We start from the raw sequence: 26,206 nt of genomic DNA, 5'->3' as shown, positions 1-26,206 counted from the left end.
AGGAAAACCCGAGGGGAGAAGAACCGTTCACGCGAGTGTCAACCGCTCTCTTCCTCGGAAGCTCTTACTTGTAGTCTTCAGTATCGTAGCAAGGTAATGGTCTGGCAGGGTCTTTGCGCGAAACTAGTCACTTTCGTATTCGAGAAGATCTTCATAAGAGTAAACCGATGAGATTTCCCCTTCCAAACCCGGAACGAAACCAGGGTCTTTTGGCAAACACCCGATATCGCAGATTTGTCTCACTTCCATTCGCTCCGTATCGACGTACCACAAACGTCCACCCGGAGTTGACACAAAGCCGTCGATGCCCTCGTCTTCATCGGCCTCAATGTCTGCAACGCTTGGAACTTCCGAACTATATTCCGGGTCGAACCTCCCGTGCGTGTGGTAAGATAAAACAAGCACCAAACCATTTTCTGCTTGATCCCAAACGCAGCTTTTGTTGTCGCCACGTTGAGCAGGAGTAGCAACAAGTTTCCCGGCTGGGTCATATGCAAGGTAGCCGCAATACTCTGTGTTATTGTTGAAAGAAATACCCTGTAGGCTAGACAGTGTCGCTTTCGCTACGCTGATTTCTTCCTGTGATTGGGCCAGGGTGGTCGCGGGTGGCCAGAGTATCAAGACAACTAAGGTATAGCGAAGGCGGCGTGCGGCTTCACATTTGCCTTCTGCGAGACCAAGTTGATGAGCCGTAAAAAGAAGGCAAAGTCCTGACAACGCAATAATGCTAAACTCGATCATGTTTTGCTCCTTATTATGAACTTATTAAAGCAGCGCTAACGCTGTAGGGATAGCCTGAAGAAAGGTGCCGACTGCGACCAAGGCAATCCATCCATCGCTGTTGCAAACTCCTGGACGTCGTTTTGTGCCTTCCTAGGGTTTTCCAGTCCGCCTTATCGTTCGACACTAATCTATCTGCGTTGTCTTCGGTCGCTTGGGCCGCTGCGTGTACAGCGAATAAGCCGCTCTACCTGCCGCTATCAACGTTACCGTGGAACCAAACAACGTTAACAACGGCGACCTGTTTCAACCATAAATCTCAAGCCGTTTCGCTCCGTTAGTCTTTTCGAAAGAACCGGTGCAGCAGCATAGGCCAACAACACCCAACACAACCAATTGCTCGCAACCTGTGCGTTTCAGGGACAGCCAAACAAAAAACCGCTATGAAGGCGAATGCGAGCAGACAAACAAACGCGGCCACCCAAAAAACATCAAGTAAATCCTGCATCTAAGTTGCTCCAATTCTTTGCAAACGGAAGTACTATGCCGATGATCTGGTCTGTCGTGCTGCGCAAAGTGTTTGCAAGATTGATCCGATCAGCCAGCAGCGGCGTAAACCTGTCACCCCGAACACTTGCCCCGCGCTTGCTCCTATCCCTCAGCAGCGCGGGTTTTTTCTTGCCTGCGGCGCTACGACACGGGGCCGGTTCAGGCCACAACGCTACATCCGTTTTACTACCACCCTTCGGGGGGCCCGCGTTGCTCTTGTCCCCTCTAGCTTGCTTGCAGCGCGGGTCTATTTCAGGCGTGATGTGAACTTGAAGTATTGAGTTGTTTAGACAGCCAGCCTGTCGCTTAGGCCCTCTCCATTAATCACAAAGGTCTCTATCGCCCAAACTCTCTGGGTCCGGTATGCCTCCGGCGTGACCCAGATTTTCTCGATTTCGGTTAAGCAGTCTCCAAATCTCTTGGCCGGTTTTCGGTTCAAAGCGAAAGACCCCAGTTTTGAATAGCAGAATTACGCAGTTCATCCTTTGGCAAACCACCAGCACACAAGGAAATCACATCAAACTCACGGTCGCCAAATACCCGAAGTCAAATCACTCGTCATTGCCTGTGCTGGACCTAGTAAGCAGGCGTTCTCGGATGGTGCGCCAAGAGTCTGGAACAAGAAACGCAGTTCCGTTGGGAGTTAAATTGTAAATCCGGTACATTAACGCCCTGGGATTCGCTACTGATTTACGAGCGACTAAATCGAATGCAGCTGGTTCATTGAGCGCTACGCCCTCGTCACCAACGTGAGGCACAGTCAAGAAGTTGTGCGCAATTTCGTGGGAAACTAAGGTGCCGAACGAATTGTCCATAGGAGGGTCCACATTCAGAGTAACACCCGCGATGCTCCCGTTTGGTCCAGATTGGGCACTTCCGCCAAGCGGCATTTCTCCGGGTTGCTGAGTGCGTATTGTCAGGACATGCTCGGCCCGATCCGGCCTGCCAGCAGCAGACTGCTCCTGGTTGAATTCGGCCAGGCGCTGCGCAACGGGAGTCCGATCAGGCCACGCGAAATCAATTGGTATCGGCTCAATTCGGTAGCGCAGCCCGGCTTCCTGATCCCCATCCAGAGGCGCCAAACCTGATCGAATAGGAAAAATTCGAGACAAGTCCTCCAGAGCCTGAAATAGAATTTCCCATTTCTTTGCTGGAAAGGGAAAGATCTCAACGACAACAAGAATTCGCAGATCCTTCGTCGGATGAAACTGTGGTTGCCCAAGAGACTTTTCGCCGACAAGAGTACCGTTGCGATAAAGCCGTGCAGTAAAACGATACCGTCCAGGCTTTGAGATTTCCCGACCGCGGATATAGAAGTTGATATTGTCGTCTTCGGCGAAACTCTTGGTATCATTTGAGAATACGCCATCACCAATATCACCTGGAATAACTGTTGTCCCAGATGGGCCGGAAATCTCAAGTTCGGCATAATCAATCCGGGCTGGATTGAAGGGCAACGAATGGATTGGAAGGGAATTCAGATCAAATCCGAGGGCTTTAGACGAATAGTCAGAATCCGCGTCATCCAAAAGTTCTGATGCCATAACAACTACGGGTGGGCGGCGACCAACAAATATTCTTGCAAGAGTATCTTTACCCGCGACAAGCTCGTAACCGGGGATACCTTGAGACACCTCAGAACCGAAATCTGACATATCCGCCGGAACTTGCGGCAATGGGGGCTCGCTCTCCTCACACGCCTTAAGAGCCCCCCTTTTTCGCTGAAGCAGTGACAGCGACTGCTTTCTAAATCGAAAAAGCGCAGACTTTTGTATTGGGTCAACAGTGTTTTGAATCTGAATATCGAGAAGTTCAATACTTTGCTCAAGCGTCTCAATATCATCCCGAATACTTTGACAATGCGCAGACATACGGCCACCTGAGGAGGTTAGTGTTGAGTAGAACTTGTTCAGAAAATTACTCTAGCACGAAAACCAAAAAAGAGACGAATCTGGTTGGTCGAGAAATGTACTTGCAGGTATAATTCGTTTGTTTGGCAAGTTTAATGCATTGAAAAATAATCCAAAACGAAAACTGCCCGAAAGACAGGCCTTTGTAGCAGGCACAACGCGTGGAGCGTGACAGGGGTATTTTCTGTACAACCCGGATCCAAACAGCAGGCATCAGAGGCAGGCTTTTGCTGCGGTTTCAAACTGTTTGCAGTTTTTTGAGCCAGAGAAACGAAAATCCGTTTAACTCCAGATTTGAATTTCCTTCAAACACCTAAAAAATGATTGATGAAACCTCCAGTACGCCGCTTGAACAGCTTGGTGGCTTCTGCTGCTGCGAATTCAATCTCCTTCCCGACCGGCTTGCCAGATGCGTTGAGTTCGCGACGTTTTCGATTGCAGGCGCAGATGAACCCATCGATGCAGGTTGGCTTTGACAACTCTTTTCCTCGTTCCCCTGGCAGGGCGCGCCCGATCTTGTCGACGCAAACCTTCCCATTGCTTTTGCAGGAGCCTCTCTCTTCGGTCGTCGAGCAACGGATGGCCGTCACCGTCAGGATCAGTTTGTCCAAGGTCTGATTTGAAACTGCGCGTTTCAGCCGTTCGCTTTCATTTTTAAGCGGTTCCAGTTCCTTCTATTGATCAACACCCATTCCACCCTTCTTGTTACTTCAGCGGTGGTGGGGCTGTTAAGCGCCGACAATCTGCCTGATTGCACCAAGACGGGACATGCCATGCCCCAGATTCCTCAATGCAACCATGGACCAGATCAGTTGGGTAGGCTCAGTCAACTACGACAAACTATTCCAAACAGCGGCCGTTCAGAAAATTACAGATTGGAACAGGTTTGCCCACAAAGTGGCCGGTCGGCGTTTGTGCAGAGTCTCTAAAAACAAGATGTCTTTTCCATGCAACGCGTTATGCGTTACGAATAGACATGAACGGGAACCGCAGACTTTCCGCAGTACTCTCGGCCGATGTAGTAAACTACTCGGGCCAGATAAAGGCGGATGAGAACAGGACTCTCAGCGAACTCCGTGTCCTGCGTCGAGAGTTGTTCGATCCATTGGTAAGTGATCATCGCGGCAATATCGTGAAGAGGATGGGCGATGGATGGCTGGTCGAGTTCAGCGCGGTCTCGGATGCAGTGCGGTGCGCCCTCGATCTTCAAAGCCAAGTGTCAGCCCAGTCCTCGCTTAAACTTCGCGTGGGCGTTCATCTGGGAGATGTCGTATTTGACGAAGATGACATCTTCGGCGATGGGATCAACATAGCCGCGCGGCTACAAGAGGCTTCCAACGACGAGGCTGTGTTAATTTCCGATGTCGTCCATCGCAGCCTTGATGAGAGGCTCGCCGAGCAATTTCACCGCGCTGGTAAGCGGCAGTTCAAGAACGCTGTGTCACCAATTGAAGTATTCCAATGGTCACCACCCGGTTCCGCACCACCGCGAGTGACTCCAGCCAGTCACTCGAAGTCATTGCTGATCGGCGTTCTACCCTTTGACAATCTTTCTTCTGACCCCGATCAGGAATTCTTTGCCGATGGCATTACCGAAGAGATAATTACCACTCTGTCAAAACTCCCGAACTTACTGGTCGTCGCGCGCAACTCTACGTTCGTCTACAAGGGGCGCTCGGTAGACGTAAAACAAGTTGGACTGGAGCAGGGCGTCGATCTTGTTCTCGAGGGAAGTGTCCGCCAAAGCGGTAGCCGTGTGCGAATTACCGCGCAGCTCATCGATGCGAAGTCCGGAATGCACATTTGGGCAGACCGGTTTGATCGCCTGATAGAAGACGTATTCGAGGTTCAGGATGAAATTGCCCTGAGAATTGCGACTGAACTTCAAGTCGAATTACTGGCGGGCGAGATGGCCCGTTTCAGAGGTTCGGGGACTAAACATCTGGATGCCTGGACTGCTCAGCTGCAAGCTGTGGAAGCCTCGCGCAGAATAACTAAGGAAGCACAGGCTGACGCTCGTCGGTTTGCTCGACAGGCAATTTCCCTGGATCCTGGCTACTCCGCGCCATATTGCACTTTGGGGTTCATTTGTACTGTCGAAGCAAGGCACGGTTTTGTAGCAGACCGAAATGCGGCGCTGGCAGAGGCCCGCGACTGCGCACGACGTGCTCTGGAGATAGACAGCTACAACCCAGAGGCTCACGCAATTGCGGGTTTCGCGGATGCAATCGACGGTAAACTGGAATCGGCTATCGGGAAGTTCAACAAGGCACTGCAGCTAAATCCCAACCACGCTGATGTGGCTGCAAGGCTGTCGATTACATTGGCATTCAATGGGCAGGCAAAAGAAGCGATCCGCGTGGCGCGGCAAGCCATTACTCTCAACCCTCACTATCCCGGCTGGTATGCTGGCGTTCTGGGTTTGGCACTTCGGCTCGACGGTCAATACGAGGAAGCCAAGAAGGCATTCACCGAATATGGTCAAAGAGTTGAAGGCTTTGGGCATCTCGACCTCGTAATCGTACATATGGAAACGGATAACGTTGAGGCCGCTCGCGATGAGGCGCGGAATGTACTGAAATACCGCCCTCAGTTTTCCATATCGGACTGGGCAAAAACCCAGCTTTTCTCTGATGCAGAACGATTGGAGAAAGACTGCGCGTCTCTGCGTTTGGCCGGCTTGCCCGAATAAGTGCCGCGCGGATTTCCGGTAAAGCGATTTTTCCTGGAAAGTGACACCCAACGCATCGGCTATAGGTTCGAAGCTAAAGCCTGACAAATATGACCAATCACCCGCTCTGGGGACAAACCTGCAATCCAATGTTTTACGCGATTGCCCGCTTTATGCGCTTTGCGACGGCAGCTAACACAACAACAGGGCAGATAAACTGCTGCACGACGACTTCTTCGCCGAACAAAGTTTGACAAATGATAACCTATGGAATGCGTTCAGAATTATACGCATAAGCATGCTCATCGGTTCCGCTCGTAGATCAGGCTTCAAGCTAGGACCTCCCTAGCTGAAAATGCTGTCGCCTTGCTCATCAATGACCTGTTTCGCCTTTGCTATACTAAAGCTTTCGGCCTGATCCCGAGTGTCGAAGACATCCGCCCTGATCACCGTATGTGTCTTTCGATCTCCGTCGATGGTCTTTTCGATACGGGCCATCAGGCGAAATTTGCTGCCCTCGGCCATCAGGTCGGGGAATATCTCGAACCCTTTGTAAGAAACCGGATCCGGCTTGGACTTCTCAACGCCGCCGAAGAGTTTTGAGAAGAGGGACATCGGGTGGCTCCTTTCAGCGTTGTTCAGGGCAGAGACTAGCGCCGCTTAAGGCCGGAGTGAAGGGCGTTGCACGGTCAGGCCACAGGATCCAGAGTTCGGAAGCCCGCACCGTTCAGAGTCAAAATGCCCCAAAAAAAGCGGCGAAGGATCCGCCCTTGAAAAATAACGGCAAACACCGCGCTTGCGTTTCAACAAACCAGCCTACATGTCAGTTTCCCCGATTTACCGATTTGACCTCTCTCAGATGACATCCGAGCATTAGGAGGCTTGGCCAGAGCAAATAGGTCTGAATCTCAACGTTTTCTCCAAAAGTAAGGAGGATAATGGTAAGCAGTAGTCCCAGCGGAAGCTTGCCACGTTCACACTTTATTGCGTCCAGCGTGACGACCCAGAAATGAACTGACAAAGGCACAAGGAACGCTGTAAATCCGGTCAGCCCTTTGACGAATAACAGCCCATACCAAGTGTGGTGACTGCCGATCGGCATGTATTCAACAAGATGCGCTCCGGGTCTGACTGTGCCATGCCCGAAAACCATTGCATCCGATTGCCACTTTTGGCGAGGCTGTGGGTTCCCACTCAGGGAAGCGCGTAGCCTGAGGGTCTGGGGTGAAATCGCCTTCCGCTCTCTTCAACTGCTGGCTAGCCGCCTGCGTCCAAGACCGGTGAACTTCACGTAGCAATCGCGCACGCGTCGGTTCGTCTATAGCAATACCTTCTTCCACCAGTATCTCGTCAGCGACCACACCGTACCATTTTTCCATACCGCCTTCGACAGCTTCCGCCTGTTGGCTCAGGTACAAAACCTGTTCCCATATCGCAGGTTCACCCGGTTCATTTTCTAGCATTTCCATCAGGTGGAAATACACGCGACCAGACAGAGCAACGATCTTTTTCAAAGGGAGAGGTTCAGGCTTTGCCCTAAAGGACGCCCATCGCTTTTGAATTTTCCTGTATTCAGCCGCAAATCTCTCTTTAGCCTCTGATGGGTCTCTGGTGCGTAGTGACTTTGACACCTCGGCACGGCCAACGATTCCTTTCAGGTCCGCCGGAACGCGCACCCTCACGTAGTAGATTCCGCTTTTTTTGTCTTTGACTGGTGTAGGCATGGCAAGGGTCACTGTGTAGGGCTCCTGTGTAGGAGTCTGCAAGTGCAAGCCGTTGGTTTGGCGTAAGTTTTTGATGAATATGAGGAAATCATGGTGCTGCTGGAGAGAATTGAACTCTCGACCTCTCCCTTACCAAGGGAGTGCTCTACCTCTGAGCTACAGCAGCGCTGTGGGCGGGTGATTAGACTCAAACGAAACGCGGCGCAAGGGTGTCTGGACGGTTTTTTTCACCTCCTGTAGAGAAAGATCATGACGAATAAAAATTCACCCAAAAAACAAGGCAAATCCGGGGATGCGCGCGAAGAGCGGCTGAAAGCGGCGCTGAAGGCCAATATGGCCCGGCGCAAGGCGCAGGCCAAGGCGCGGGCGGCCTCTGGGGACAAGGCCGACAAGGACAAGGGATAAGAGCAGATGGATTCGATTCTGGTAACGGGCAACGGCCCGCTGAATGGTCAGATACCGATTGCGGGGGCCAAGAACGCGTGTCTGACGCTGATGCCCGCAACCTTGCTGAGCGAAGAACCGCTGACGCTGACCAACGCACCACGCCTAAGCGACATCAAGACCATGACCGCTCTGCTGCAATCGCTGGGGGCCGAGGTGTCGTCGCTGCAAGATGGTCAGGTGATCGCGATGTCGAGCCACAGTCTGACCAGCCAAACGGCGGATTATGACATCGTGCGCAAGATGCGTGCCTCGAATCTGGTGCTGGGTCCCTTGCTGGCGCGGTTCGGGCAGGCGGTTGTTTCTCTGCCCGGTGGCTGCGCGATTGGTGCCCGTCCAATGGACTTGCATGTGGAAGGGCTCGAGGCGCTGGGCGCCGAGATCGAGCTGAAGGACGGCTATCTGCACGCCAAGGCTCCGGGCGGCCTGAAAGGGGCGGTGCACGAGATGCGCTTTGCCTCGGTCGGAGCCACCGAAAACATCGTCATGGCGGCGACGCTGGCAAAGGGCACCACGGTGCTCAAGAACGCCGCGCGCGAGCCCGAGATCGTCGATCTGGTCGAATGCCTGCGCAAGATGGGTGCGCAGATTTCGGGCGAGGGCAGCTCAACCATAGAAATTCAGGGTGTCGACCGGCTGCACGGTGCCACCCATCAGGTTGTCACCGACCGGATCGAACTGGGCACCTATATGCTGGCCCCGGCGATTTGCGGCGGCGAGGTCGAACTGCTGGGCGGGCGCATGGCGCTGGTTGAATCCTTCGCGGCCAAGCTTGACGCGGCGGGGGTCAGTGTCACCGAAACCCAAAACGGCTTGAAAGTGGCGCGCAAGAACGGCCGTGTGCAGGCTGTGGATGTGGTGACCGAACCCTTCCCGGGCTTCCCGACCGACCTTCAGGCGCAGATGATGGCGCTGATGTGCACGGCCGAAGGCACCTCGGTTCTGGAAGAGCGTATTTTCGAAAACCGTTTCATGCATGCCCCGGAACTTGTGCGCATGGGTGCGAATATCGAGGTGCACGGCGGCACCGCCACCGTCACGGGTGTCGAAACCCTGAAAGGCGCCCCAGTGATGGCGACGGATCTGCGGGCTTCGGTGTCGCTGATCCTTGCCGGATTGGCGGCAGAAGGTGAGACAACGGTAAGCCGGGTCTATCATTTGGACCGCGGATATGAACATGTAGTGCGCAAGCTGGAAGGCGTGGGCGCAAAAATCGAACGGATCAAGGGCGAATGACGGACGCAAGTTTTGAAGACGGGCGCGAAGCCCCGCTGAATCTGGGGGCTGAGGATGCAGAAGACCTGAAGGTGATCTCGACCCTCGTGCAGGATGCGGTTTTTCCCGTGACCGAGATGAAATGGCAACCGTCGCACCACCGCTTTGGCCTGTTGCTGAACCGCTTTCGCTGGGAAGACAAGGATGCCGCCGCCCGCCGTGACCGCCCCTTTGAACGGGTGCAGTCGGTGCTGGTCTTCGATTCCGTTCTGTCCGTGGCCAGTCAGGGCATAGATCGCAGTGAGAAGGACATGGTCATGTCGCTGCTGTCCGTCGAATTCGAACCCGGTGAGGATGGCGCGGGTCAGGTCTTGCTGACCCTGGCGGGTGACGGCGCGATCCGCCTGAAGGTCGAGGCGTTGGATGCCACGCTAAAGGACGTCACGCGCCCGTATCAGGCCCCATCCGGCCGGGCGCCGCAGCACCCCGAATAGATGCAGAACAAGCGCGGCATTTCTCAGGCGTTTTCAAATGTGTCCGAGGGTGTTGCCCTGCGTCCGGCGACGGTGTTCGATGTGTTCGACATCAGCCGAGTGTTGATCCGGTCGATCACGCAGCTTTGTGTGGCCGATCACAACAATGATCCCGACCATCTGGAACAATGGACCGCGAACAAAGACGCGGCGACCATACGGGGCTGGTTCAAGCCGGGATCACAGATCTGGCTGGCCCAGCGTGAAGGGCAGGTGGCCGCGGTCGGTGGGTTGTTAGAAACCGGCAAGATCACCTTGCTCTATGTTGACCCGGATCACGTCGGCAGTGGGGTGGGGGCCGCGTTGCTAAAGCGGCTGGAACGGCAACTGGCCGCGTGCGGCTGTACCGAGGTGCATCTGGACGGCACGAAGACCGCCCGGGAATTCTATTTGCGCCACGGCTGGAAGGTTACCGGTCAATGCAGTGACCGTCAGGATCTGTCCTGCTTTGCCATGCGCAAATCGCTGCACCCCGAGGGCTGAGGGTTGAGGCCGCGCCCCGTGGGCGATATGTCCCGTGGCGCAACGCCCGGAGTGCCAGATCATGCCCGTTTTCCTCGACGCCACATCGCCCGATTTCGAAGCCGCCTTCCAAACCCTGCTGTCTGCCAAGCGCGAGGACAGCCCGGATGTGGACGCGGTTGTGGCGCAGATCATCGACGATGTCCGCAACCGGGGCGACGCGGCGGTTATTGAACTGACCGCGAAATTCGACCGGCTGGAGCTGACACCCGAAACGCTGGCCTTCAGCGCGCAGGAGATCGCAGACGCGGTGGCGCAAGTCGGGGCCGAAGACCGGGCGGCGCTGGAACTGGCCGCCGCCCGTATCCGGGCCTATCACGAACGTCAGATGCCCAGCGACCAAAGCTGGACGGATGAGGCCGGGGCCACACTGGGCTGGCGCTGGTCGGCGGTCTCGGCCGCCGGGCTTTATGTGCCGGGCGGGTTGGCTTCATACCCGTCTTCGGTTCTGATGAACGCCATCCCGGCCAAGGTGGCGGGGGTCGAACGGCTGGCCATCGTTGTGCCCACGCCGGACGGGCAGGTGAATCCACTGGTTCTGCTGGCCGCGCAACTGTCGGGTGTGGACGAGGTTTATCGCATCGGCGGCGCGCAGGCCGTGGCGGCGCTGGCCTACGGCACCGACACCATCGCGCCGGTCGACAAGATCACGGGCCCGGGCAACGCCTTTGTCGCGGCGGCCAAACGCCGTGTCTTTGGCAAGGTCGGCATCGACATGATTGCGGGCCCCTCGGAAATCCTGGTCATCGCCGACAAGGACAACGATCCCGACTGGATCGCGCTGGACCTGCTCAGCCAGGCCGAACACGACGAAAGCGCGCAGTCGATTCTGATCACGGATGATGCCGCTTTTGGCCAAAGCGTCGCGAAGGCGGTCGAAAAACGCCTCGAAACCTTGCAGCGCCGCGCCATCGCCGGGGCCAGCTGGCGCGACTTCGGCGCCATCATAACCGTCCGTGATCTGAACCAGGCTGCAATCCTGTCGAACCGTATCGCCCCGGAACATCTGGAGCTTTGCGTCGCAGACCCGGTGGCGCTGAGCGAAAAAACCATCCACGCCGGGGCCATCTTTCTGGGCCAGTACACGCCCGAAGCCATCGGCGACTATGTCGGTGGACCCAACCACGTGCTTCCAACGGCCCGGTCCGCGCGGTTCTCGTCCGGGCTCAGCGTGATGGATTTTCTCAAACGCACCACGCTCAGCCAGATGACCCCCGAGGCCCTGAGCGCCATCGGGCCCGCCGCTGAACAACTGGCGCAATCAGAAAGCCTCGAGGCGCACGGCCTTTCTGTCACAGCGCGTCTGAATCGCCTGAATGGCTGAAATGACGCAAAGACTGGACACATATGGCGCTTCTCTGCGTTGCCGACTGGATTCCGTTGATATAGGTCTGTGCTGACAAAAGGATTGTAGCCGTAACGATGACCCGCATTTCGCATATCGAACTGGATGACCGAAACCTGCCGCCGCCGACCCCCGAGATCGAGCAGGAACGCAAGGTTGCCATCTATGATCTGCTGGAAGACAACAGCTTTTCGCTGCCCAATCGGGATGACCGCGTCATTCCTGATGGGCCTTACCACGTGCAACTGTCGATCCGCGACAAACGGCTGGTCTTTGATATCGCGACCGAAGAGAATGAAAAAGCCGCCGAATTTCACCTGTCGCTTGGCCCGTTCCGGCAGGTGGTCAAGGATTACTTCCAGATCTGCGAAAGCTATTTCGACGCGGTCAAGTCGCTGCCTCCCAGCCAGATCGAGACCATAGACATGGCCCGCCGCGGCATCCACAACGAAGGCAGCCGCGTGCTGCAGGAACGGCTGGAGGGAAAGGCAGAAGTGGATACCGATACGGCCCGGCGCCTGTTCACGCTGATCTGCGTGCTGCATTTCGGGGGCTGACGGGTGAAGCCTCTGCCGCAGTCGGTCCTGTTCTGTTGCGACCACAACTCGGTTCGATCTCCGATGGCCGAGGGGCTGATGAAGAAGTTTTACGGCACGGGCACCTATGTGCAGTCCGCTGGCGTGCACAACGATCTGGAAATCGACGGGTTCTGCATCGCGGCCTGCCACGAGGTGGGTGTGGAACTGTCCCGTCACCGCTCGCGGTCCTTTGACGAGATGCAGGAATGGGGCGACGATCTCAGCTCGTTCGATCTGGTGGTGGCGCTTTCGCCCGCCAGTCAGCGCCGGGCGCTGGAACTGACGCGGGTTTTTCACCTCGATGTCGATTATTGGCCAATAATGGACCCTACCGGGTTGGGCGAGACCCGCGAAGAAAAGCTACATCACTACCGACAGACCCGCGATCAGATTATCAAACATCTGAAAGACCGCTGGGGCGAACCTACGGAGTGACCATGAACCAGACCGTCAAAACCTATTTCGAAGCCTTCAATGCCGGTGACGTGGATGCCATGCTGGCCTGCCTGTCCGATGACGTGGCCCATCACGTGAACGAGGGCCAGATCCGCATTGGCAAGGACAAGTTCGCCGCGTTCTGCGCGCATATGAACCGCTGCTACAAAGAAAACCTGACCGACATCGTCGTGTTCGAAGCCGAAGGCGGCACCCGCGCCGCAGCCGAATTCATCGTCAACGGAACCTATCTGGAAACCGATGATGGCCTGCCGGATGCGCATGGCCAGACGTACCGCCTGCCTGCCGGCTCGTTCTTCGACCTGAAGGATGGCAAGATCACCCGCGTCACCACTTTCTACAACCTGGCGGACTGGACCAAACAGGTCTCGAATGGCTGAGGTCACCGCCGTCCGCCCCCTGACCGGAGCGGCACTGGAAGCCGCCCTTGATGACGTTGCCCGGCTGCGGATCAAGGTATTTCACGCCTGGCCGTATCTTTACGATGGCGACCTGGAATATGAACGGAAATACCTGCAATCCTACCGCGACAGCGACAAGGCCATCGTGGTGGGCGCATTCGACAACGACAGCCTGATCGGCGCGTCAACCGGCGCCCCCCTGACCGACCACGCCGAAGACTTCGCGGCGGCCTTCGAGGGCACCGGGCTTGACCTGCATGACATCTTCTATTGCGCCGAATCGGTGCTGTTGCCCGACTATCGCGGGCAGGGTGTCGGCCACAGGTTCTTCGACGCCCGCGAAGCCCATGCCCGCGCGCTGGGTTTCACCAAATGCGCATTCTGCGGCGTACAACGCCCGGCAGATCATCCGATGCGGCCCGACAATTACCGCCCGCTGGATGCCTTCTGGCGCGCGCGGGGGTATGAACCATTGCCCGGTGCGATCGCACAGTTTTCGTGGAAAGATATCGGGCAAGAGGGCGAGACCCAGAAGCCGTTGCAGTTCTGGATCCGGGATCTCTGAACGCCAAACGCAGAAGAAATCCCCGAATCATGTTAGTGTTGGGTTTTCTGTGGGGGAATTGCCATGAAACGCTATGTTATCGAACGCGATCTTCCGGGTGTCGGTTTCATGTCCGGTGACGAACTGTGCGGCGCGTCTGCGAAGTCGAACGAAGCGCTGGCGCAAATACCCGGCGTGCAGTGGGAGCATTCCTATGTTGCTGGTGACAAGACCTTTTGCATCTATCTGGCCGAGAGCGAGGACGCGATCCACAAGCATGCGGAACTCAGCGGGTTCCCGGCCAACACGATCACCGAAGTGACCACGATCATCGATCCGACGACCGCAGGGTAATTGGGCTGTACTCCGGTCTGCGTCCGCGACTAAGGTCATGCGAATTTGACCGCACGGGGACGCTGCCATGAAAGTCGCAACTGCCGCCTATGATCTCGACTGGCTCGACAGCTGGGCGCAATACGAAGACAAGCTGAACCGCTGGGTGTCCCAGGCCGCAGGGCAGGGGGCCGAATTGTTGGTCTTTCCCGAATACGGCGCGATGGAGCTGTCGACCCTGGACGGGGCCGAGGTTGCCGGCGATCTGGAACGTTCGATCCGGGCCGTGTCCGACCGGATGGAGGATGTACAAAACCTGCACACCCGCCTCGCCAAGACGTACAAAACCTACATTCTGGGTGCGTCGGCGCCGGTTGTTGATGGAACCGGGCGACCGGTGAACCGCGCCGCCTTCTACGCGCCGGATGGCAGTTGCGACCATCAGGACAAACAGATCATGACCCGGTTCGAACGCGAGGATTGGGACATCGCCCCCGGTGGTCCGCTCAAGCTTTTCGACACCGCGCTGGGCAAGATCGGTGTGTTGATCTGTTATGACAGCGAGTTTCCGTTGCTGGGCCGCGCGCTGAGCGAAGCAGACTTGATTCTTGTGCCATCCTGTACCGAAGCGCTTTCGGGTTACTGGCGCGTGCGGATTGGCGCAATGTCAAGAGCTTTGGAAAATCAATGCGCTACAGTCATGGCCTCGCTGGTCGGGAACAATGAGTGGTCCGAGGCGGTGGATATGAATACCGGGACCGGAGGCGTCTTTGGCCCGCCCGACAAGGGGTTCCCGGCCACCGGTGTGCTGGCCGAAGGCACTTTGAATCAGCCGGGCTGGACCTATGCGGATGTCGATCTTTCAGCCATCGCTGAGGTTCGCGCAGACGGTCACGTGCTGAACCGAACCCATTGGGAGGAACAGGCCGCCCGAGTCGAATCGGTCACAATATCCGCTCTTTAGGTGATTCCGCCCTTGAAATAAGGCCGAAATAGGCTCATTTAAGCGCACACCCCCGCAGATTCTGCGGGTGCAACGTAATGATGGAGACAACATGGCCAAGGAAGATACGCTCGAATTTCCCGGTGTCGTGAAGGAACTCCTGCCTAATGCGACGTTTCGGGTCGAGCTGGAAAACGGCCATGAGATCATCGCACATACGGCAGGCAAGATGCGCAAGAACCGCATCCGTGTTCTGGCCGGCGACAAAGTTCAGGTCGAGATGACCCCATATGATCTGACCAAGGGTCGGATCAACTACCGCTTCAAGTAACGCCTGCCGCAATGGCGTTCATTCTCGGATCGGGCAGCCCAAGACGGCTGGACCTGTTGGCCCAGCTTGGCGTGCAGCCCGATGCCATCCGCGCCCCCGACATCGACGAAACGCCCCTGAAGGGCGAGCTTCCGGTTCCGTATTGCCACCGAATCACGCGCCAAAAAGTGCAGGCTGTTCAGGCGGATAGAGACGACGTCACCCTCTGCGCAGATACCACCGTGGCCTTGGGGCGTCGGATTCTGGGAAAGCCTGAGGATGCGGGGCAGGCGGCGGAGTTTCTGCATTCCCTGTCTGGTCGTCGTCACCGCGTGATCACCTCGGTTGCGGTCCGGCGCGGAGACCGTGTGCTACAGCGTGATGTCGTCTCACAGGTCAAGGTCAAACGTCTGTCGGATGTCGAGATCAACGCCTATCTGGCGACCGGAGACTGGCGCGGCAAGGCAGGCGCCTATGCGATTCAGGGGCCCGCAGGGGCTTTCATTCCATGGATTTCGGGGTCGTTTACAGGCATCGTCGGCCTGCCCCTGTCCGAGACCGCGGCCTTGCTGCAAGGCATCGGCTATCCACTGTATCGAGAGGCATCATGAAAGGTCGCACCATTGTTCTGGACCACATCCAAGGCCGCGAAGCGGCTGCGCTGATGGTCGACGGCAAGTTGGATGACTTCTTGATTGCCGCAGACGCACCCGCGCCCGGCACGATCTACCGCGCCCGCGCTGACCGCCCGGTCAAGGGGCAGGGCGGGATGTTCCTGACCACGCCAGATGGCCCTGCTTTCCTGCGACAAGTCAAAGGCTTGGGTCCCGGTGCCCTGTTGTTGGTACAGGTCACCGGCTTTGCAGAGCCCGGCAAAGCCATACCGGTGAGCAATCGCATCCTCTTCAAAAGCCGCTATGCGATTGTCACGCCGGACGCTCCGGGCCTGAACATTTCGCGCAGTATCAAGGACGAAGACATACGCGATCAACTGCTTGAAATCGCGCACGAGCAGATGGGTGACAGCGCCTATGGATTGATCCTGCGCTCCTGCTGCGCGGGTGCGGATGCCGAAGAGATCTCGGAAGACATCGCGGCCATGTTGACGCAGGCCGAGCAGGTGATGAATGACGACGGGACCGAGCCTGAACTTCTCAGCGAGGGTGACAGCCCCCATATCCTTGCCTGGCGCGACTGGACCGACCCGGCCGAAGTCGTGACACAGGCGGGCGGGTTCGAAACCCACGGCGTTCTGGATGCGCTGGATACGGTGCGGGGAGCGTCCGAGCCTTTGCCGGGCGGGGGGCATCTTTACATCGAACCCACACGCGCATTGGTCGCCGTGGATGTGAACACCGGAGCGGACACCTCGCTGGCGGCGGGCACCAAGGCCAATTTCGCCTGCGCCAAGATGCTGCCCCGTGCTTTGCGCGTACGTGGGCTGGCTGGTCAGATTACGCTGGACCTCGCGCCCATGCCAAAGAAGGATCGCCGCGGGTTTGAATCCGCTTTACGCGCCGCGTTCAGATCAGACCCGGACGAGACGATTCTTGCAGGCTGGACCCCGCTGGGCCACTTTGAGTTGCAGCGAAAGCGTGGTCGCGTTCCTGTGATGGAGGTCCTGAAATGAACTGCCCGATTTGCGGTGCCGCGACCGAGCAGAAGTTTCGTCCGTTTTGTTCCAGGCGGTGTGCGGACATTGATTTGGCCAAGTGGCTGAACGGGTCCTACTCGGTTCCGTCGCAGCGCGAAGAGGACCTCGAAGCCGAGGATGACACGCAGGACTTCACGCCAAAGCGACCGCATTGAAAAAATGTGAAAAAGCCTCTGGACACCGCTTGTAGCAAGTCATAGAAGGCCCCCACCCAACGACGAACGTCGTTCCCGTGCCCGGGTAGCTCAGGGGTAGAGCAGTGGATTGAAAATCCTCGTGTCGGTGGTTCGATTCCGCCCCCGGGCACCATTTATACTTTCAGCAGCATCCAGAGGCGTCCGAAAATTTCGGTAACGCCATGATTTTGCTGCATTCTGAGTCCAGCGTCGTTCAGGTGATTCCGGGGGCAGCCAGACGATCTGGGGGTATTTCCGGGGGTATTTTCAAAACCACATTAATTCGATTCCTGTTCCCATGCCGTTGACCGATACAGCCATCCGAAATACCGCAAGCCGCGAAAAACCTTACAAAATATTTGATGGGGGCGGTTTGCACCTGCTGATCAATCCCGGGGGGTCCAGGCTCTGGCGGCTCAAGTACCGGTTTGGGGGTAGAGAAAAGCTCCTTTCTCTGGGTCCTTACCCGCTCGTCAGCCTCAAACTTGCACGCGAAAAACGCGATGCGGCGAAGTTGCTTTTGCTGGAAGACAAAGACCCGGGAGAGGAGCGGAAACTGGCACGGATTGAGGCCGAACGGGAACGTGCAGTGACCTTTGGCGTCGTGGCCCGGGAGTATCTATCAAAGCTCGAAAAAGAAGGGCGGGCGCCTGCTACCTTGAAGAAGCTGAACTGGCTAATCAGTCAGACCGAGCCGATGCTGTCAGAGCGCCCTGTTGCGCAGATAGAGACCCCGGATGTTCTGCGCCTGCTGCGGCAGGTTGAGAGCAAAGGAACCTATGAAACAACCAGTCGGCTCAGGAGCACGATCGGATCAGTGTTCCGCTATGCAATTGCGACCGGGCGCGCGCATAAGGATCCTACAGAGGCACTTAAGGGAGCGCTTATCCGTCCGCAGGTGCGTTCCAGATCAGCGATACTTGATCCGAAAGAACTTGGCCTGCTTCTGAACAGGATCGATGCTTTCTCGGGTCAGCCTGCGACAAAACATGCGCTGCATCTGCTTGCCCTTCTGGCCCCGCGCCCCGGAGAGCTCAGACTGGCGACATGGGATGAATTTGAGCGTCAGGAGGCGACATGGCGTGTCCCGGCGGAACGAATGAAAATGCGCCGCCCTCACCGTGTTCCGTTGCCACGGCAGGCGCTGGATCAGCTGAAAGAACTGCACCGGCATACAGGAACAAGTGATTATCTTTTTCCCTCCGCGCGTTCCTGGAAGAAACCCATGTCGGAAAACACTCTGAACGCTGCACTCCGGCGGATGGGGTACTCGTCCGATCAGATAACCGCACACGGCTTCAGGGCAACGTTCAGCACCTTCGCAAACGAAAGCGGTCTGTGGGCTGCAGACGCGGTTGAACGTGCTCTGGCTCATGTTGAGGGCAACGACGTGCGACGCGCCTATGTTCGGGGAGAACACTGGGAGGAACGGGTGAGAATGGCAGATTGGTGGGCTAAAAAACTCGATCAGCTTCGAACTGATGCAGCGGGGCAGTGACGTGGTTCGGATTGCAGATCTGATTACGGCCGATGACTGGATAACAAGTGAGGCTTTTGAGCGCATTCTGGAAAAGACCTGCGAAATCGTCAGGCACCGGCTAAGGTCGCCGAAGAAAGTCTTTCCTGCCTCGTTTGGTGCTGAGGTGTCGGAAAGAGCGCGGCGCGCTCTTAACGAAACTGTTGCGATTTCGATGCAAGGGCACTTCAAACAGGCTTTGGGGCTCAATGAGAAAAAGTTCATTGCAGACGCTGCCGCCGCCCTCAGGTACTTTGACGTAGTCGAAAGGTTGAACAAGCTCGGTTTCGAGTACAGGACTGCTGGCGATGAACTCAGACAGCAACTCGAAGAGACAATCTCAAGGTTTAAGCGTTCGGAAGAGTTGAACGAAAAGCTTCCGCACAAGTGGTGGGAGGCGAACTTTTATCCGGAGATTCTGGGCTTGTATGCGGCTTTGTTTCGTGAAGAACCAACGCCAACATTCAATCCGGGCACAAAAACTGAGCTTAGCGCGGCCGTCATGTTTGTGAGAGAAATTTTATACGAAGTAAAATTGTCCAAGAATGCGGAGACTCTGTTCGTGGTCTCGGAAATTGAGGGGGTTAACATGGAGGACTGGCAGTTCCACTCGATGGTAGCCCTCCGAAAAAAGATAAACGAATGGAAAAAAAGTGTTTCAAGCACTGACGGCAAAAAGCTCTGGGAGGTGAATTGCAGGTTTTATGAGTCCCTGATTTGGCAAGGCTGTCAATAAACACCAAATTTTGAAAACCTTTGAACCCGGTGATTTTTCTTAGTTCGCACGTTCCTGCACAATGATCTCCACAGCTGACCGGCATGCCCCGGTCCTGAACAACAGGAGACAAAGAATGCAGGCTCAATCACCCGAAAGCGATCGAAGCTGGAGCGACGTTGTTCCAGGCGGGCAAATGCTCCGTCCGCAGGAGGTCGTTTCCCGCGTCGGACTTTCCCGAAGTCAGATTTACCAGATGATCTCAGAAGGACGTTTTCCGCCGTTTATCAAACTCAGTGAACGCGCTTCAGCAATGCCAGAAACGTGGTTGGACGCGTTTGTACAGGACCGAGCGAGGGCTTTGTGTGAGAAAGGGCAACTGAAATGATGACCCATCTTCCGGAAATTCCCTCAGAATACTGGGACACTTACGAGATAGCTCGCACAGAGCAGCTGGTCTATTTCGGCTGGAACAGCCGTAAGGCTTTGGAATTCGCGCAGACCGAGGTAGGCGCTCGAAAAAAAATTGAGGAAGAGTGGGGAGCGCAATACGCGATATTTGCCGTGTTGAAACGACCGGAATTCCCACTCGCTGGAAAGGACTCGTTTTTTCTCAGACCTCTGACTGAACGGCCCTTTGATCACGTTGTCGACGACGGTCTCTGATTTACAAAAAAAACAGCCTGCGGTGTTTTCCTTATGAGGAGGACACTGCATCGGGAACCACAAGAAGTTTGCAGACTACACGGATCTGATTTCTACCCCACAGCCAAAAGACGACGTAAGTCACCGGCGGTGAAAGAAAGGTGTGCGCGCAACCCTCAAAAAAGGCAAGCCAATGAAGACGCTGAAAAAAGCGGTGGATTACGAGGACTCGATAGTCCGTCAAAACCCTCTCGACATTCCTATACACGTTACGGTGTTTGCCAACCGACGTGCACTCAGAATGAAGGAAGGCACGATGTCTGTCAGGGAGCTGGCGGCGCGGATAGCGAACAATGTGCACCAGTCCAAAGACGGCATGCGTCATATTAAGCTGGCGCGGTTCTCCGGTGAAAAAACGGAGCGCGGATCATACCGGCACAACAGCGCGCTTTTGGCGGTGTCCGGGATTGAGTGCGACTATGATGCCGGTGAGATGTCAGTTGAAGAAGCAGCTGTTGCCCTGGAAGATGCGGGCGTAGCCGCGTTTATCTATACAACCCCGTCTCATCAGCAGGATGAAAACGGTAACCGCTGGCGCATTCTCTGCCCGTTTTCGCAGGAAATTACTCCAGCTGAGCGCGCTCCAATGGTCGCTCGCATTAACGGACTTCTGGGTAATGTGCTGGCACGAGAGTCATTTACTGCCTCTCAGTCATTCGCGTTCGGAGCGGTTGCGGGCAAACCGCCACCTGTGGCCCGAACGGTCAATGGTCGCTTTTTAGATCTCTGTACTGACCTCGATGAATGCGCGATCGGTACAACCAGACTGAAAGAGAACACGCCCGGTGTCGCCATCGATCTATCGGGTGATGCCTGGAAGACCGCACAGGCCGCTCGAATGCTGGATAGCGCCGCCGAACGGCTTTCGAAGACCGAAGCTGCGAGGAATGCAAGTCTTTGTCGGGAGGCCTATCTGGCCGGGGGCCTCCTCGCTAACCGCCTCGTTACACGGGATCAGGTTACAGAGGCTTTCCTGCCGGCCATGGTGGAAAACGGATATCTTCAGGACCACGCTGGCGGAAATGAAGCCGAGGTAGAACGGATCATCGACGCTCAACTTAAGGCAGGCGTAAGGAAGCCATTTGATCCGGCTGCAGGAGATGAAGAATGGGACGATGACACTGCGCCGCTGAGCAGCATGAGCATTGCAGAGCTTCTGGGTGAAGACCCGGTGATCAGTAAAGCGGAGGATCGGGAGGCTGGCTTCCTGGAAGCAGCAAGCATTTTTGAGGGCGTAGTCGTGCCTGCGCGTGAGTGGATGGTTCCGGCTCTTATCCCTCATCGTACGGTGTCGCTGCTAGGCGGTGACGGCGGAACCGGAAAATCACTTCTTGCCTTGCAGCTTGCCGTGGCGGCCGCCACAGGGATCGACTGGATCGGACACACCGTACAGCGCCCTGGTCCAGTGGTCTATATTTCTGCTGAAGACGAACGGGATGAATTGCACCGTCGCATGGCGTCGGTAACGGAAGCTTTCGGTATCTCGTTTTCCGACCTGCCGGATCTCTTGTTCCGATCTTTGGCAGGAGAGGGGGCCATTCTGGCGGACCTGGACCGGCGAAGTGGAAAGATGCGCCGGACCAAGATTTTCAAGAATCTGGAGACAGCCATTTCAATTGCAAGCCCCGGACTTGTCGTCCTCGACACCCTTGCCGATCTGCATAGTGGTGATCAAAATGATCAAAGCCATGCGAGGCAGTTCATCACCTTGTTGAGGGGACTTTGTGTTCGTTACAATTGCACCGTCCTCTTGCTCGCTCACCCCTCTCTATCGGGTATTACATCCGGGACCGGAACCGGCGGATCCATGGCATGGAACAACTCGGTTCGCTCTCGTCTGTATCTTCGCCGGGTTAAAGAAAACGGCTGCGAATCCGACGCTGATGCCCGCATCCTTGAAACGATGAAATCGAACTACGGCAGAATTGGTGGTCAGATTACACTGCGGTGGCGGAACGGCGTGTTCGATGCAGTATCTGAAGACGATGAAGCTGAGTTGCAGGTAAAGGCTGAGATGGCGTTTCTTCGGTTGCTGGATGAAGCTACGGAAGCCGGTCAGAGAGTTTCTCCCTACACCGGTGCCAATTACGCGCCCGCCCTGTTCGAGGCGCAAGCAAAAACGATGGGGATCGGCAAATCGCGCCTCGTGCAAGCCATGAAGGAATTGCTCCAGGACGAGCGGTTGTCAGCTGAGAAGTTTGGGCCGCCTTCGCGACAGACGACACGGCTGGTCAGGAGCCACGGAGGTTTCACAGGTGGCTAGAAACTTCAAAGGAAACTGAAAACAGACCGGAGTTCAAACGTGTTTCAAACCCCCAAATCAGCATTCTGACGCCCTTAATACGGGCTTCGAACACCTCTGATATAGCCGTCATTTAGCCTGCAAACGGGTTCAGGCGGGCCTGTTCAGACACTACCCCCCTACGGGGGGTGACGGGCCCCTTAAGGCGGGGCCGCTGTCCCCGCAGGGGGTGGGAAAACCTGACACCTGAGCTTGAGAAACAGATCTCAGAGTGGTGGGGAACCTGTTCAGGCGTGTGGTTCGGATTGGCTGCAACGGTCGCTGTAAAAACAGACGCAATCAGACTGCGAAGTATAAGGTCCCGACTGTGCAAAACGCGATCAATTGAAACGGGTCCCATCTGGCTACTATTCAATAACGCGGGTGGCGCTGAGCCCGGTGTTCAAGAATTTTTGGAAGCCAGTATGAGACACCCGTTCTTATCGGTTTACGCAGAGCCTTTCTGAGCCGGTACCGTTTACCGATTCGAGCTGAGGAATGAGTTCGGCTCAGACGTGTTGCCGTGAGATGAAATCTGGCCCACCCAGCGGCAAATTCGTATGTTTTGTTGCCGGGTGTTCAGGTGCTGGTTTGATCCAGAGATGCACGGTTTAACGTATTGTCCGCCACCTGGATGCAGTGGTGCAAGATGATATTTGCACCAGATGTACGCACTATGTTCTTGCGAAGCGGGTCGCCTCCCGACATAATGACAGAAAAATACCCAGGGTGTGAGCAGCAATGACAGACTTCGGAATCCTTTTGCAAAAAGCAGGCTATTCGGTCCCGGAAGCTGCTGAATACCTCGAGTATTCTGAAGGTCATATTTATCGGTGGATCAGGGGTGAAGAAAAGCCGCGAGAAAGCGTCACTCGCTTGCTGGAGCTGGAGATTGAAGCCCGACGCCCTGTCAGCGGAGCGGGCGATTTTAGCTTCATTGATCTCTTCGCTGGCATCGGTGGATTGCGAAAGGCAATGGAAGGCGCGGGGGGACGCTGCGTCTTTACGTCTGAGTGGGACAAGTTCGCTCAACAGACCTACCTGGCGAATTTTGCTGATAACAGGCCGATCGCCGGTGATATCCGCGAGGTTGATGCAGCGGCGATCCCGGGCCACGACGTTCTTGTAGCCGGGTTCCCATGCCAGCCCTTCTCAATTGCCGGTGTTTCCAAGAAAAATGCTTTGGGACGCGCCCACGGGTTTGAAGATGAAACACAAGGAACTCTTTTTTTTGATGTGCTTCGGGTTTTGAAGCATCATCGCCCGGCCGCATTTCTGCTGGAGAATGTAAAAAACCTGAGAAGTCACGATAAAGGCAGAACCTTCAAGGTCATCTGCCGCAAGCTGACCGAAGAACTGGGTTATACTCTGCATACGCAGGTCATAGATGCCGCTCATTTTGTCCCGCAGCATCGGCAGAGAATCGTATTGGTTGGATTCCGATCCGAAGTCTCATTCTCTTTCGAAGATCTGTTCCTGCCCCCGCGTGGGCATAAAAGAATGCGTGATATCTTTCACCCGCAGAACGGCACAGAACAACCCGAAGGGCATTTTACTTTCGGCTGTGATGCAGTTGTCAGCGACAAATATACGCTCTCAGACAAGTTGTGGGATTACCTTCAAAGATATGCTGCAAAACATAAGGCCGCAGGGAATGGCTTTGGTTTTGGGTTGGTAGATGGCGACAGCATCTCGAGGACATTGTCCGCTCGTTATTACAAAGACGGTTCGGAAATACTGGTGAGCCGCGGCGAAGGAGAGAACCCGCGCCGGCTCACACCACGCGAATGCGCGAGGCTCATGGGATATAGCGATGAATTCCGAATTCCGGTGTCCGATACTCAGGCTTACAAGCAATTCGGTAACTCAGTCGCCGTACCGGTTTTTGCTGAGGTTGCACGGCTAATGCGCCCGCATATTCTGTCCCAGCTGGAAATAAGGGCAGAGGCTGGACGCAAAGTTGGCTGACGTACATGACAAGGCAACCCGCAGCCGCAATATGGCGGCAATTCGGGGGGTAAACACAAAGCCGGAAATGTTGATCCGCCGTGGGCTTCATGCCTGTGGTTTGCGCTACCGACTGCACGACCAGAAATTGCCCGGGCGACCGGACCTGGTCTTCCCAAAGTTTCGCTGCGTTCTATTTGTCCACGGGTGTTTTTGGCATGGCCACAATTGCCATCTGTTTAAATGGCCGAGAACACGGGAAAAATTTTGGCGTGAAAAGATCGGGACCAATGTTGCACGCGACAAGCGCGTCATAGAGGCTCTGCACAAAGCCGGGTGGCGCATCGGAACCGTCTGGGAATGCGCTTTAAAGGGCCGTCGGCGCCGACCTCTCGGGGAGATACTTGATGCCGTATTGGAATGGCTTGAGGAACACGAAGGTGACCTGAAACTTGAGGCACTGCCTGACGATCATGCTTCGGTGAGGAACTGATGCAGTTCGGCGTACTATCAGATCTGTTTGACGGGGCCGGAGCCAAAGTTCTCACCGCAAATGAACTGGCAAAACAGCACGAGTTTCAGGGTGTAAAGAGTTTCAAAGCATTTCTCGGGGAATCGGACGAAAAACTCGAAATGGCGGCAGATTTCTTTTGGGTTACAGATGAACTGGACAGACCAACTGAACCTGTCCGATCGTTCTGCACCTGGAGTGACGTGAGGCGCGATAATGAAACGCGATCAGCAGAATACCATCTTTACTACGCTGCTGATGCTCGCCCGGTTGTGCGGTCAGCAAAGGCGGGCGATCAACTGATAATCGCACGTCGAAAAGACAGTGGGCTCCTGGTAGTTTTAGCACCTCAGGGATCCACAATCGGCCAGCAACTGCTCTGGCTGTTTGGGCTGGACCTGAATGATGGCCGGTCAGTTGCCAGACGGATTGATCATAACAGCAATATCGAACTTGGGTATCCGGCGCGAAGCGTTCTGTCAGAGCTTGGCATCACTGTGGAAGAACCCGAACCTGATGCGTTCGATTTACTGATCAAAAAGTTTGGACGAGAATTTCCCGGAACCATTCCTTTTTCGGTATTCGCTCGGGAAACGTTACCAGAGATTGATCCTCTGGCGGACCCTGACGGTGCACTGGTCGCCTGGATGGAGCATGAAGAAGCTTTGTTCCGGCATTTGGAACGCGAAATTGTTTCAACCCGCTTGAAATCAGGTTTCATTACTGCTGACGAAGCCGATGTCGATGAATTCTTAAGCTTTTCTCTGAGTGTGCAGAACCGGCGAAAATCGCGAGCTGGCTACGCTTTTGGTCACCATGTCGAAGCGGTTCTCCATGCGCACGGTATAAGCTATACACGTGAGGCCACGACTGAGAAACGTCATGCTGCGGATTTTTTGTTTCCCGGCGAGGAAGAATACGCCGACAACCAGTTTCCCGCAGACCAGTTGGTCATGTTGGCGGTAAAGACCAGTTGTAAAGACAGATGGCGGCAGGTTTTGTCAGAAGCCGACCGGATCAGCACCAAGCATTTGCTTACGCTGGAGCCGGCAATATCCAAAGTTCAAACCAGGGAAATGCAGACACAGGGGTTGCAACTGGTTCTGCCAGCTTATCTGCACCGTACCTATAGCCCAGACCAACGAACCTGGCTGATGAAGATGGCAGACTTTCTGGAGATCGTAAGAGACATGCGTGAGCGGCAGTTGCGGTTGATCTGAAAGTAGTGAGCTGAGTGTTGCGATATGGCACGAAGGTCCCGGGAAATGCGACAACGCAAGCGTGAATTGTGGACAAGACGAAACCCGGAGGATGTAAAAACCTGCTTCGGATTGGCACCCGACTTCAGGTGGTATTTGGTTCAAGGAATTTGTCTCTGGTGGCAAAAAGCCTCGGAAGCTGGCAGAGCAGTTCCAGATTCGTCACCCTGAGCGCCCGCGAAAAATCTGCAGAGCATCAAAATTCATGGTGACCGTCATGAAAAGCATTGGTGGGAGAATATGC

The 26,206-nt window shown here is 55.6% G+C and carries 29 protein-coding genes and 2 tRNA genes; 25 read left to right on the top strand and 6 right to left on the bottom strand.

The window, feature by feature from the left end; all coding sequences use genetic code 11:
* Positions 1 to 123: 123 nt before the first annotated feature.
* From GOW04_RS12775 to GOW04_RS12765, 3 genes are all read right to left on the bottom strand, one after another.
* Complete coding sequence (locus GOW04_RS12775; protein WP_171232805.1) at positions 124 to 741, bottom strand: DUF4329 domain-containing protein; 618 nt, start codon at positions 739 to 741, stop codon at positions 124 to 126.
* Between the two features lie 1,079 nt (positions 742 to 1,820).
* Entirely contained in the window at positions 1,821 to 3,140 is a 1,320-nt protein-coding gene (locus GOW04_RS12770; RefSeq protein ID WP_171232804.1) for a hypothetical protein, read from the bottom strand.
* A 344-nt stretch (positions 3,141 to 3,484) separates the two neighbouring features.
* Complete coding sequence (locus tag GOW04_RS12765; protein WP_171232803.1) at positions 3,485 to 3,790, bottom strand: hypothetical protein; 306 nt, start codon at positions 3,788 to 3,790, stop codon at positions 3,485 to 3,487.
* 365 nt (positions 3,791 to 4,155) lie between these two features.
* On the opposite strand from GOW04_RS12765, the gene GOW04_RS12760 reads away from it, so the two are divergent.
* Positions 4,156 to 5,871 carry an adenylate/guanylate cyclase domain-containing protein gene (locus GOW04_RS12760; RefSeq protein WP_254430144.1) on the top strand — a complete coding sequence of 572 codons (1,716 nt, stop codon included), beginning with the start codon at positions 4,156 to 4,158 and terminating at the stop codon, positions 5,869 to 5,871.
* Positions 5,872 to 6,195: 324 nt separating this feature from the next.
* On the opposite strand, the gene GOW04_RS12755 is transcribed toward GOW04_RS12760, so the two are convergent.
* From GOW04_RS12755 to GOW04_RS12745, 3 genes are all read right to left on the bottom strand, one after another.
* The gene (locus GOW04_RS12755; RefSeq protein ID WP_171206180.1) at positions 6,196 to 6,465 is read right to left on the bottom strand and encodes an HlyU family transcriptional regulator; all 270 of its coding nucleotides are present in this window, start codon (positions 6,463 to 6,465) and stop codon (positions 6,196 to 6,198) included.
* A 491-nt stretch (positions 6,466 to 6,956) separates the two neighbouring features.
* Entirely contained in the window at positions 6,957 to 7,586 is a 630-nt protein-coding gene (locus GOW04_RS12750) for a DUF6538 domain-containing protein (RefSeq protein ID WP_171232802.1), read from the bottom strand.
* Positions 7,587 to 7,665: 79 nt separating this feature from the next.
* Positions 7,666 to 7,740, bottom strand: a tRNA-Thr gene (locus GOW04_RS12745).
* Positions 7,741 to 7,823: 83 nt separating this feature from the next.
* Here GOW04_RS12745 and GOW04_RS12740 point away from each other — a divergent pair.
* The 24 genes from GOW04_RS12740 to GOW04_RS12625 all read left to right on the top strand — a co-directional run bounded on the left by GOW04_RS12740 (position 7,824) and on the right by GOW04_RS12625 (position 25,923).
* A complete protein-coding gene (locus GOW04_RS12740) occupies positions 7,824 to 7,979 on the top strand; it encodes a hypothetical protein (RefSeq protein WP_171206177.1) in 156 nt (51 codons plus the stop codon).
* Positions 7,980 to 7,985: 6 nt separating this feature from the next.
* The gene (murA, locus tag GOW04_RS12735) at positions 7,986 to 9,254 is read left to right on the top strand and encodes a UDP-N-acetylglucosamine 1-carboxyvinyltransferase (protein ID WP_152458871.1); all 1,269 of its coding nucleotides are present in this window, start codon (positions 7,986 to 7,988) and stop codon (positions 9,252 to 9,254) included.
* Positions 9,251 to 9,727 carry a DUF2948 family protein gene (locus GOW04_RS12730; RefSeq protein ID WP_171232801.1) on the top strand — a complete coding sequence of 159 codons (477 nt, stop codon included), beginning with the start codon at positions 9,251 to 9,253 and terminating at the stop codon, positions 9,725 to 9,727. The genes murA and GOW04_RS12730 overlap by 4 nt, the downstream gene beginning before the upstream one ends.
* Complete coding sequence (locus tag GOW04_RS12725; protein ID WP_171232800.1) at positions 9,728 to 10,249, top strand: GNAT family N-acetyltransferase; 522 nt, start codon at positions 9,728 to 9,730, stop codon at positions 10,247 to 10,249.
* Positions 10,250 to 10,310: 61 nt separating this feature from the next.
* The gene (gene hisD / locus GOW04_RS12720) at positions 10,311 to 11,612 is read left to right on the top strand and encodes a histidinol dehydrogenase (protein WP_171232799.1); all 1,302 of its coding nucleotides are present in this window, start codon (positions 10,311 to 10,313) and stop codon (positions 11,610 to 11,612) included.
* A 98-nt stretch (positions 11,613 to 11,710) separates the two neighbouring features.
* On the top strand, positions 11,711 to 12,190 hold the full coding sequence (locus GOW04_RS12715; RefSeq protein WP_152458863.1) for a UPF0262 family protein: 480 nt from the start codon (positions 11,711 to 11,713) through the stop codon (positions 12,188 to 12,190).
* A 3-nt stretch (positions 12,191 to 12,193) separates the two neighbouring features.
* Positions 12,194 to 12,646, top strand: a complete 453-nt coding sequence (locus tag GOW04_RS12710; RefSeq protein ID WP_171118521.1) for a low molecular weight phosphatase family protein — start codon at positions 12,194 to 12,196, stop codon at positions 12,644 to 12,646.
* Positions 12,647 to 12,648: 2 nt separating this feature from the next.
* Positions 12,649 to 13,047: a ketosteroid isomerase-related protein gene (locus GOW04_RS12705; RefSeq protein ID WP_152458860.1), complete on the top strand. Its 399-nt coding sequence runs from the start codon at positions 12,649 to 12,651 to the stop codon at positions 13,045 to 13,047.
* Entirely contained in the window at positions 13,040 to 13,633 is a 594-nt protein-coding gene (locus tag GOW04_RS12700) for a GNAT family N-acetyltransferase (RefSeq protein ID WP_171232798.1), read from the top strand. The genes GOW04_RS12705 and GOW04_RS12700 overlap by 8 nt, the downstream gene beginning before the upstream one ends.
* Positions 13,634 to 13,696: 63 nt before the next feature.
* Positions 13,697 to 13,966, top strand: coding sequence for a DUF4242 domain-containing protein (locus GOW04_RS12695; protein ID WP_171232797.1), 270 nt, complete (start codon positions 13,697 to 13,699; stop codon positions 13,964 to 13,966).
* 67 nt (positions 13,967 to 14,033) lie between these two features.
* Positions 14,034 to 14,909, top strand: coding sequence for a carbon-nitrogen hydrolase family protein (locus tag GOW04_RS12690; RefSeq protein WP_171232796.1), 876 nt, complete (start codon positions 14,034 to 14,036; stop codon positions 14,907 to 14,909).
* A 91-nt stretch (positions 14,910 to 15,000) separates the two neighbouring features.
* On the top strand, positions 15,001 to 15,219 hold the full coding sequence (infA, locus tag GOW04_RS12685) for a translation initiation factor IF-1 (RefSeq protein ID WP_005978431.1): 219 nt from the start codon (positions 15,001 to 15,003) through the stop codon (positions 15,217 to 15,219).
* Positions 15,220 to 15,230: 11 nt separating this feature from the next.
* Positions 15,231 to 15,809, top strand: a complete 579-nt coding sequence (locus GOW04_RS12680; RefSeq protein ID WP_171232795.1) for a nucleoside triphosphate pyrophosphatase — start codon at positions 15,231 to 15,233, stop codon at positions 15,807 to 15,809.
* Positions 15,806 to 16,828, top strand: a complete 1,023-nt coding sequence (locus GOW04_RS12675; RefSeq protein WP_171232794.1) for a ribonuclease E/G — start codon at positions 15,806 to 15,808, stop codon at positions 16,826 to 16,828. Before GOW04_RS12680 ends, GOW04_RS12675 begins: the two co-directional genes overlap by 4 nt.
* The gene (locus GOW04_RS12670) at positions 16,825 to 17,007 is read left to right on the top strand and encodes a DNA gyrase inhibitor YacG (RefSeq protein ID WP_171232793.1); all 183 of its coding nucleotides are present in this window, start codon (positions 16,825 to 16,827) and stop codon (positions 17,005 to 17,007) included. Before GOW04_RS12675 ends, GOW04_RS12670 begins: the two co-directional genes overlap by 4 nt.
* 79 nt (positions 17,008 to 17,086) lie before the next feature.
* Positions 17,087 to 17,161 (top strand) — tRNA-Phe (locus tag GOW04_RS12665).
* Positions 17,162 to 17,326: 165 nt separating this feature from the next.
* On the top strand, positions 17,327 to 18,526 hold the full coding sequence (locus GOW04_RS12660; RefSeq protein WP_171232792.1) for an integrase arm-type DNA-binding domain-containing protein: 1,200 nt from the start codon (positions 17,327 to 17,329) through the stop codon (positions 18,524 to 18,526).
* 1 nt (position 18,527) lies between these two features.
* The gene (locus GOW04_RS12655) at positions 18,528 to 19,280 is read left to right on the top strand and encodes a hypothetical protein (RefSeq protein WP_171232791.1); all 753 of its coding nucleotides are present in this window, start codon (positions 18,528 to 18,530) and stop codon (positions 19,278 to 19,280) included.
* A gap of 115 nt (positions 19,281 to 19,395) precedes the next feature.
* Positions 19,396 to 19,647, top strand: coding sequence for an AlpA family transcriptional regulator (locus tag GOW04_RS12650; RefSeq protein WP_217356925.1), 252 nt, complete (start codon positions 19,396 to 19,398; stop codon positions 19,645 to 19,647).
* On the top strand, positions 19,644 to 19,925 hold the full coding sequence (locus GOW04_RS12645) for a hypothetical protein (RefSeq protein WP_171232790.1): 282 nt from the start codon (positions 19,644 to 19,646) through the stop codon (positions 19,923 to 19,925). The genes GOW04_RS12650 and GOW04_RS12645 overlap by 4 nt, the downstream gene beginning before the upstream one ends.
* A gap of 172 nt (positions 19,926 to 20,097) precedes the next feature.
* A complete protein-coding gene (locus GOW04_RS12640; protein ID WP_171232789.1) occupies positions 20,098 to 22,227 on the top strand; it encodes an AAA family ATPase in 2,130 nt (709 codons plus the stop codon).
* Positions 22,228 to 22,986: 759 nt separating this feature from the next.
* Positions 22,987 to 24,213 (top strand): DNA (cytosine-5-)-methyltransferase, encoded by a 1,227-nt coding sequence (dcm, locus tag GOW04_RS12635; protein ID WP_171232788.1) that lies wholly within the window; start codon positions 22,987 to 22,989, stop codon positions 24,211 to 24,213.
* A gap of 31 nt (positions 24,214 to 24,244) precedes the next feature.
* Entirely contained in the window at positions 24,245 to 24,685 is a 441-nt protein-coding gene (locus GOW04_RS12630; RefSeq protein WP_254430143.1) for a very short patch repair endonuclease, read from the top strand.
* Positions 24,685 to 25,923, top strand: coding sequence for a type II restriction endonuclease (locus tag GOW04_RS12625; protein ID WP_171232786.1), 1,239 nt, complete (start codon positions 24,685 to 24,687; stop codon positions 25,921 to 25,923). The genes GOW04_RS12630 and GOW04_RS12625 overlap by 1 nt, the downstream gene beginning before the upstream one ends.
* The last annotated feature ends 283 nt before the right edge of the window (positions 25,924 to 26,206 follow it).

It is taken from the genome of Ruegeria sp. HKCCA4812 (assembly GCF_013034245.1).
Taxonomy (GTDB): domain Bacteria; phylum Pseudomonadota; class Alphaproteobacteria; order Rhodobacterales; family Rhodobacteraceae; genus Ruegeria.
The sequence above is the reverse complement of the archived record's forward strand: the minus strand, read 5'-3'. Positions and strand labels throughout refer to the sequence as shown.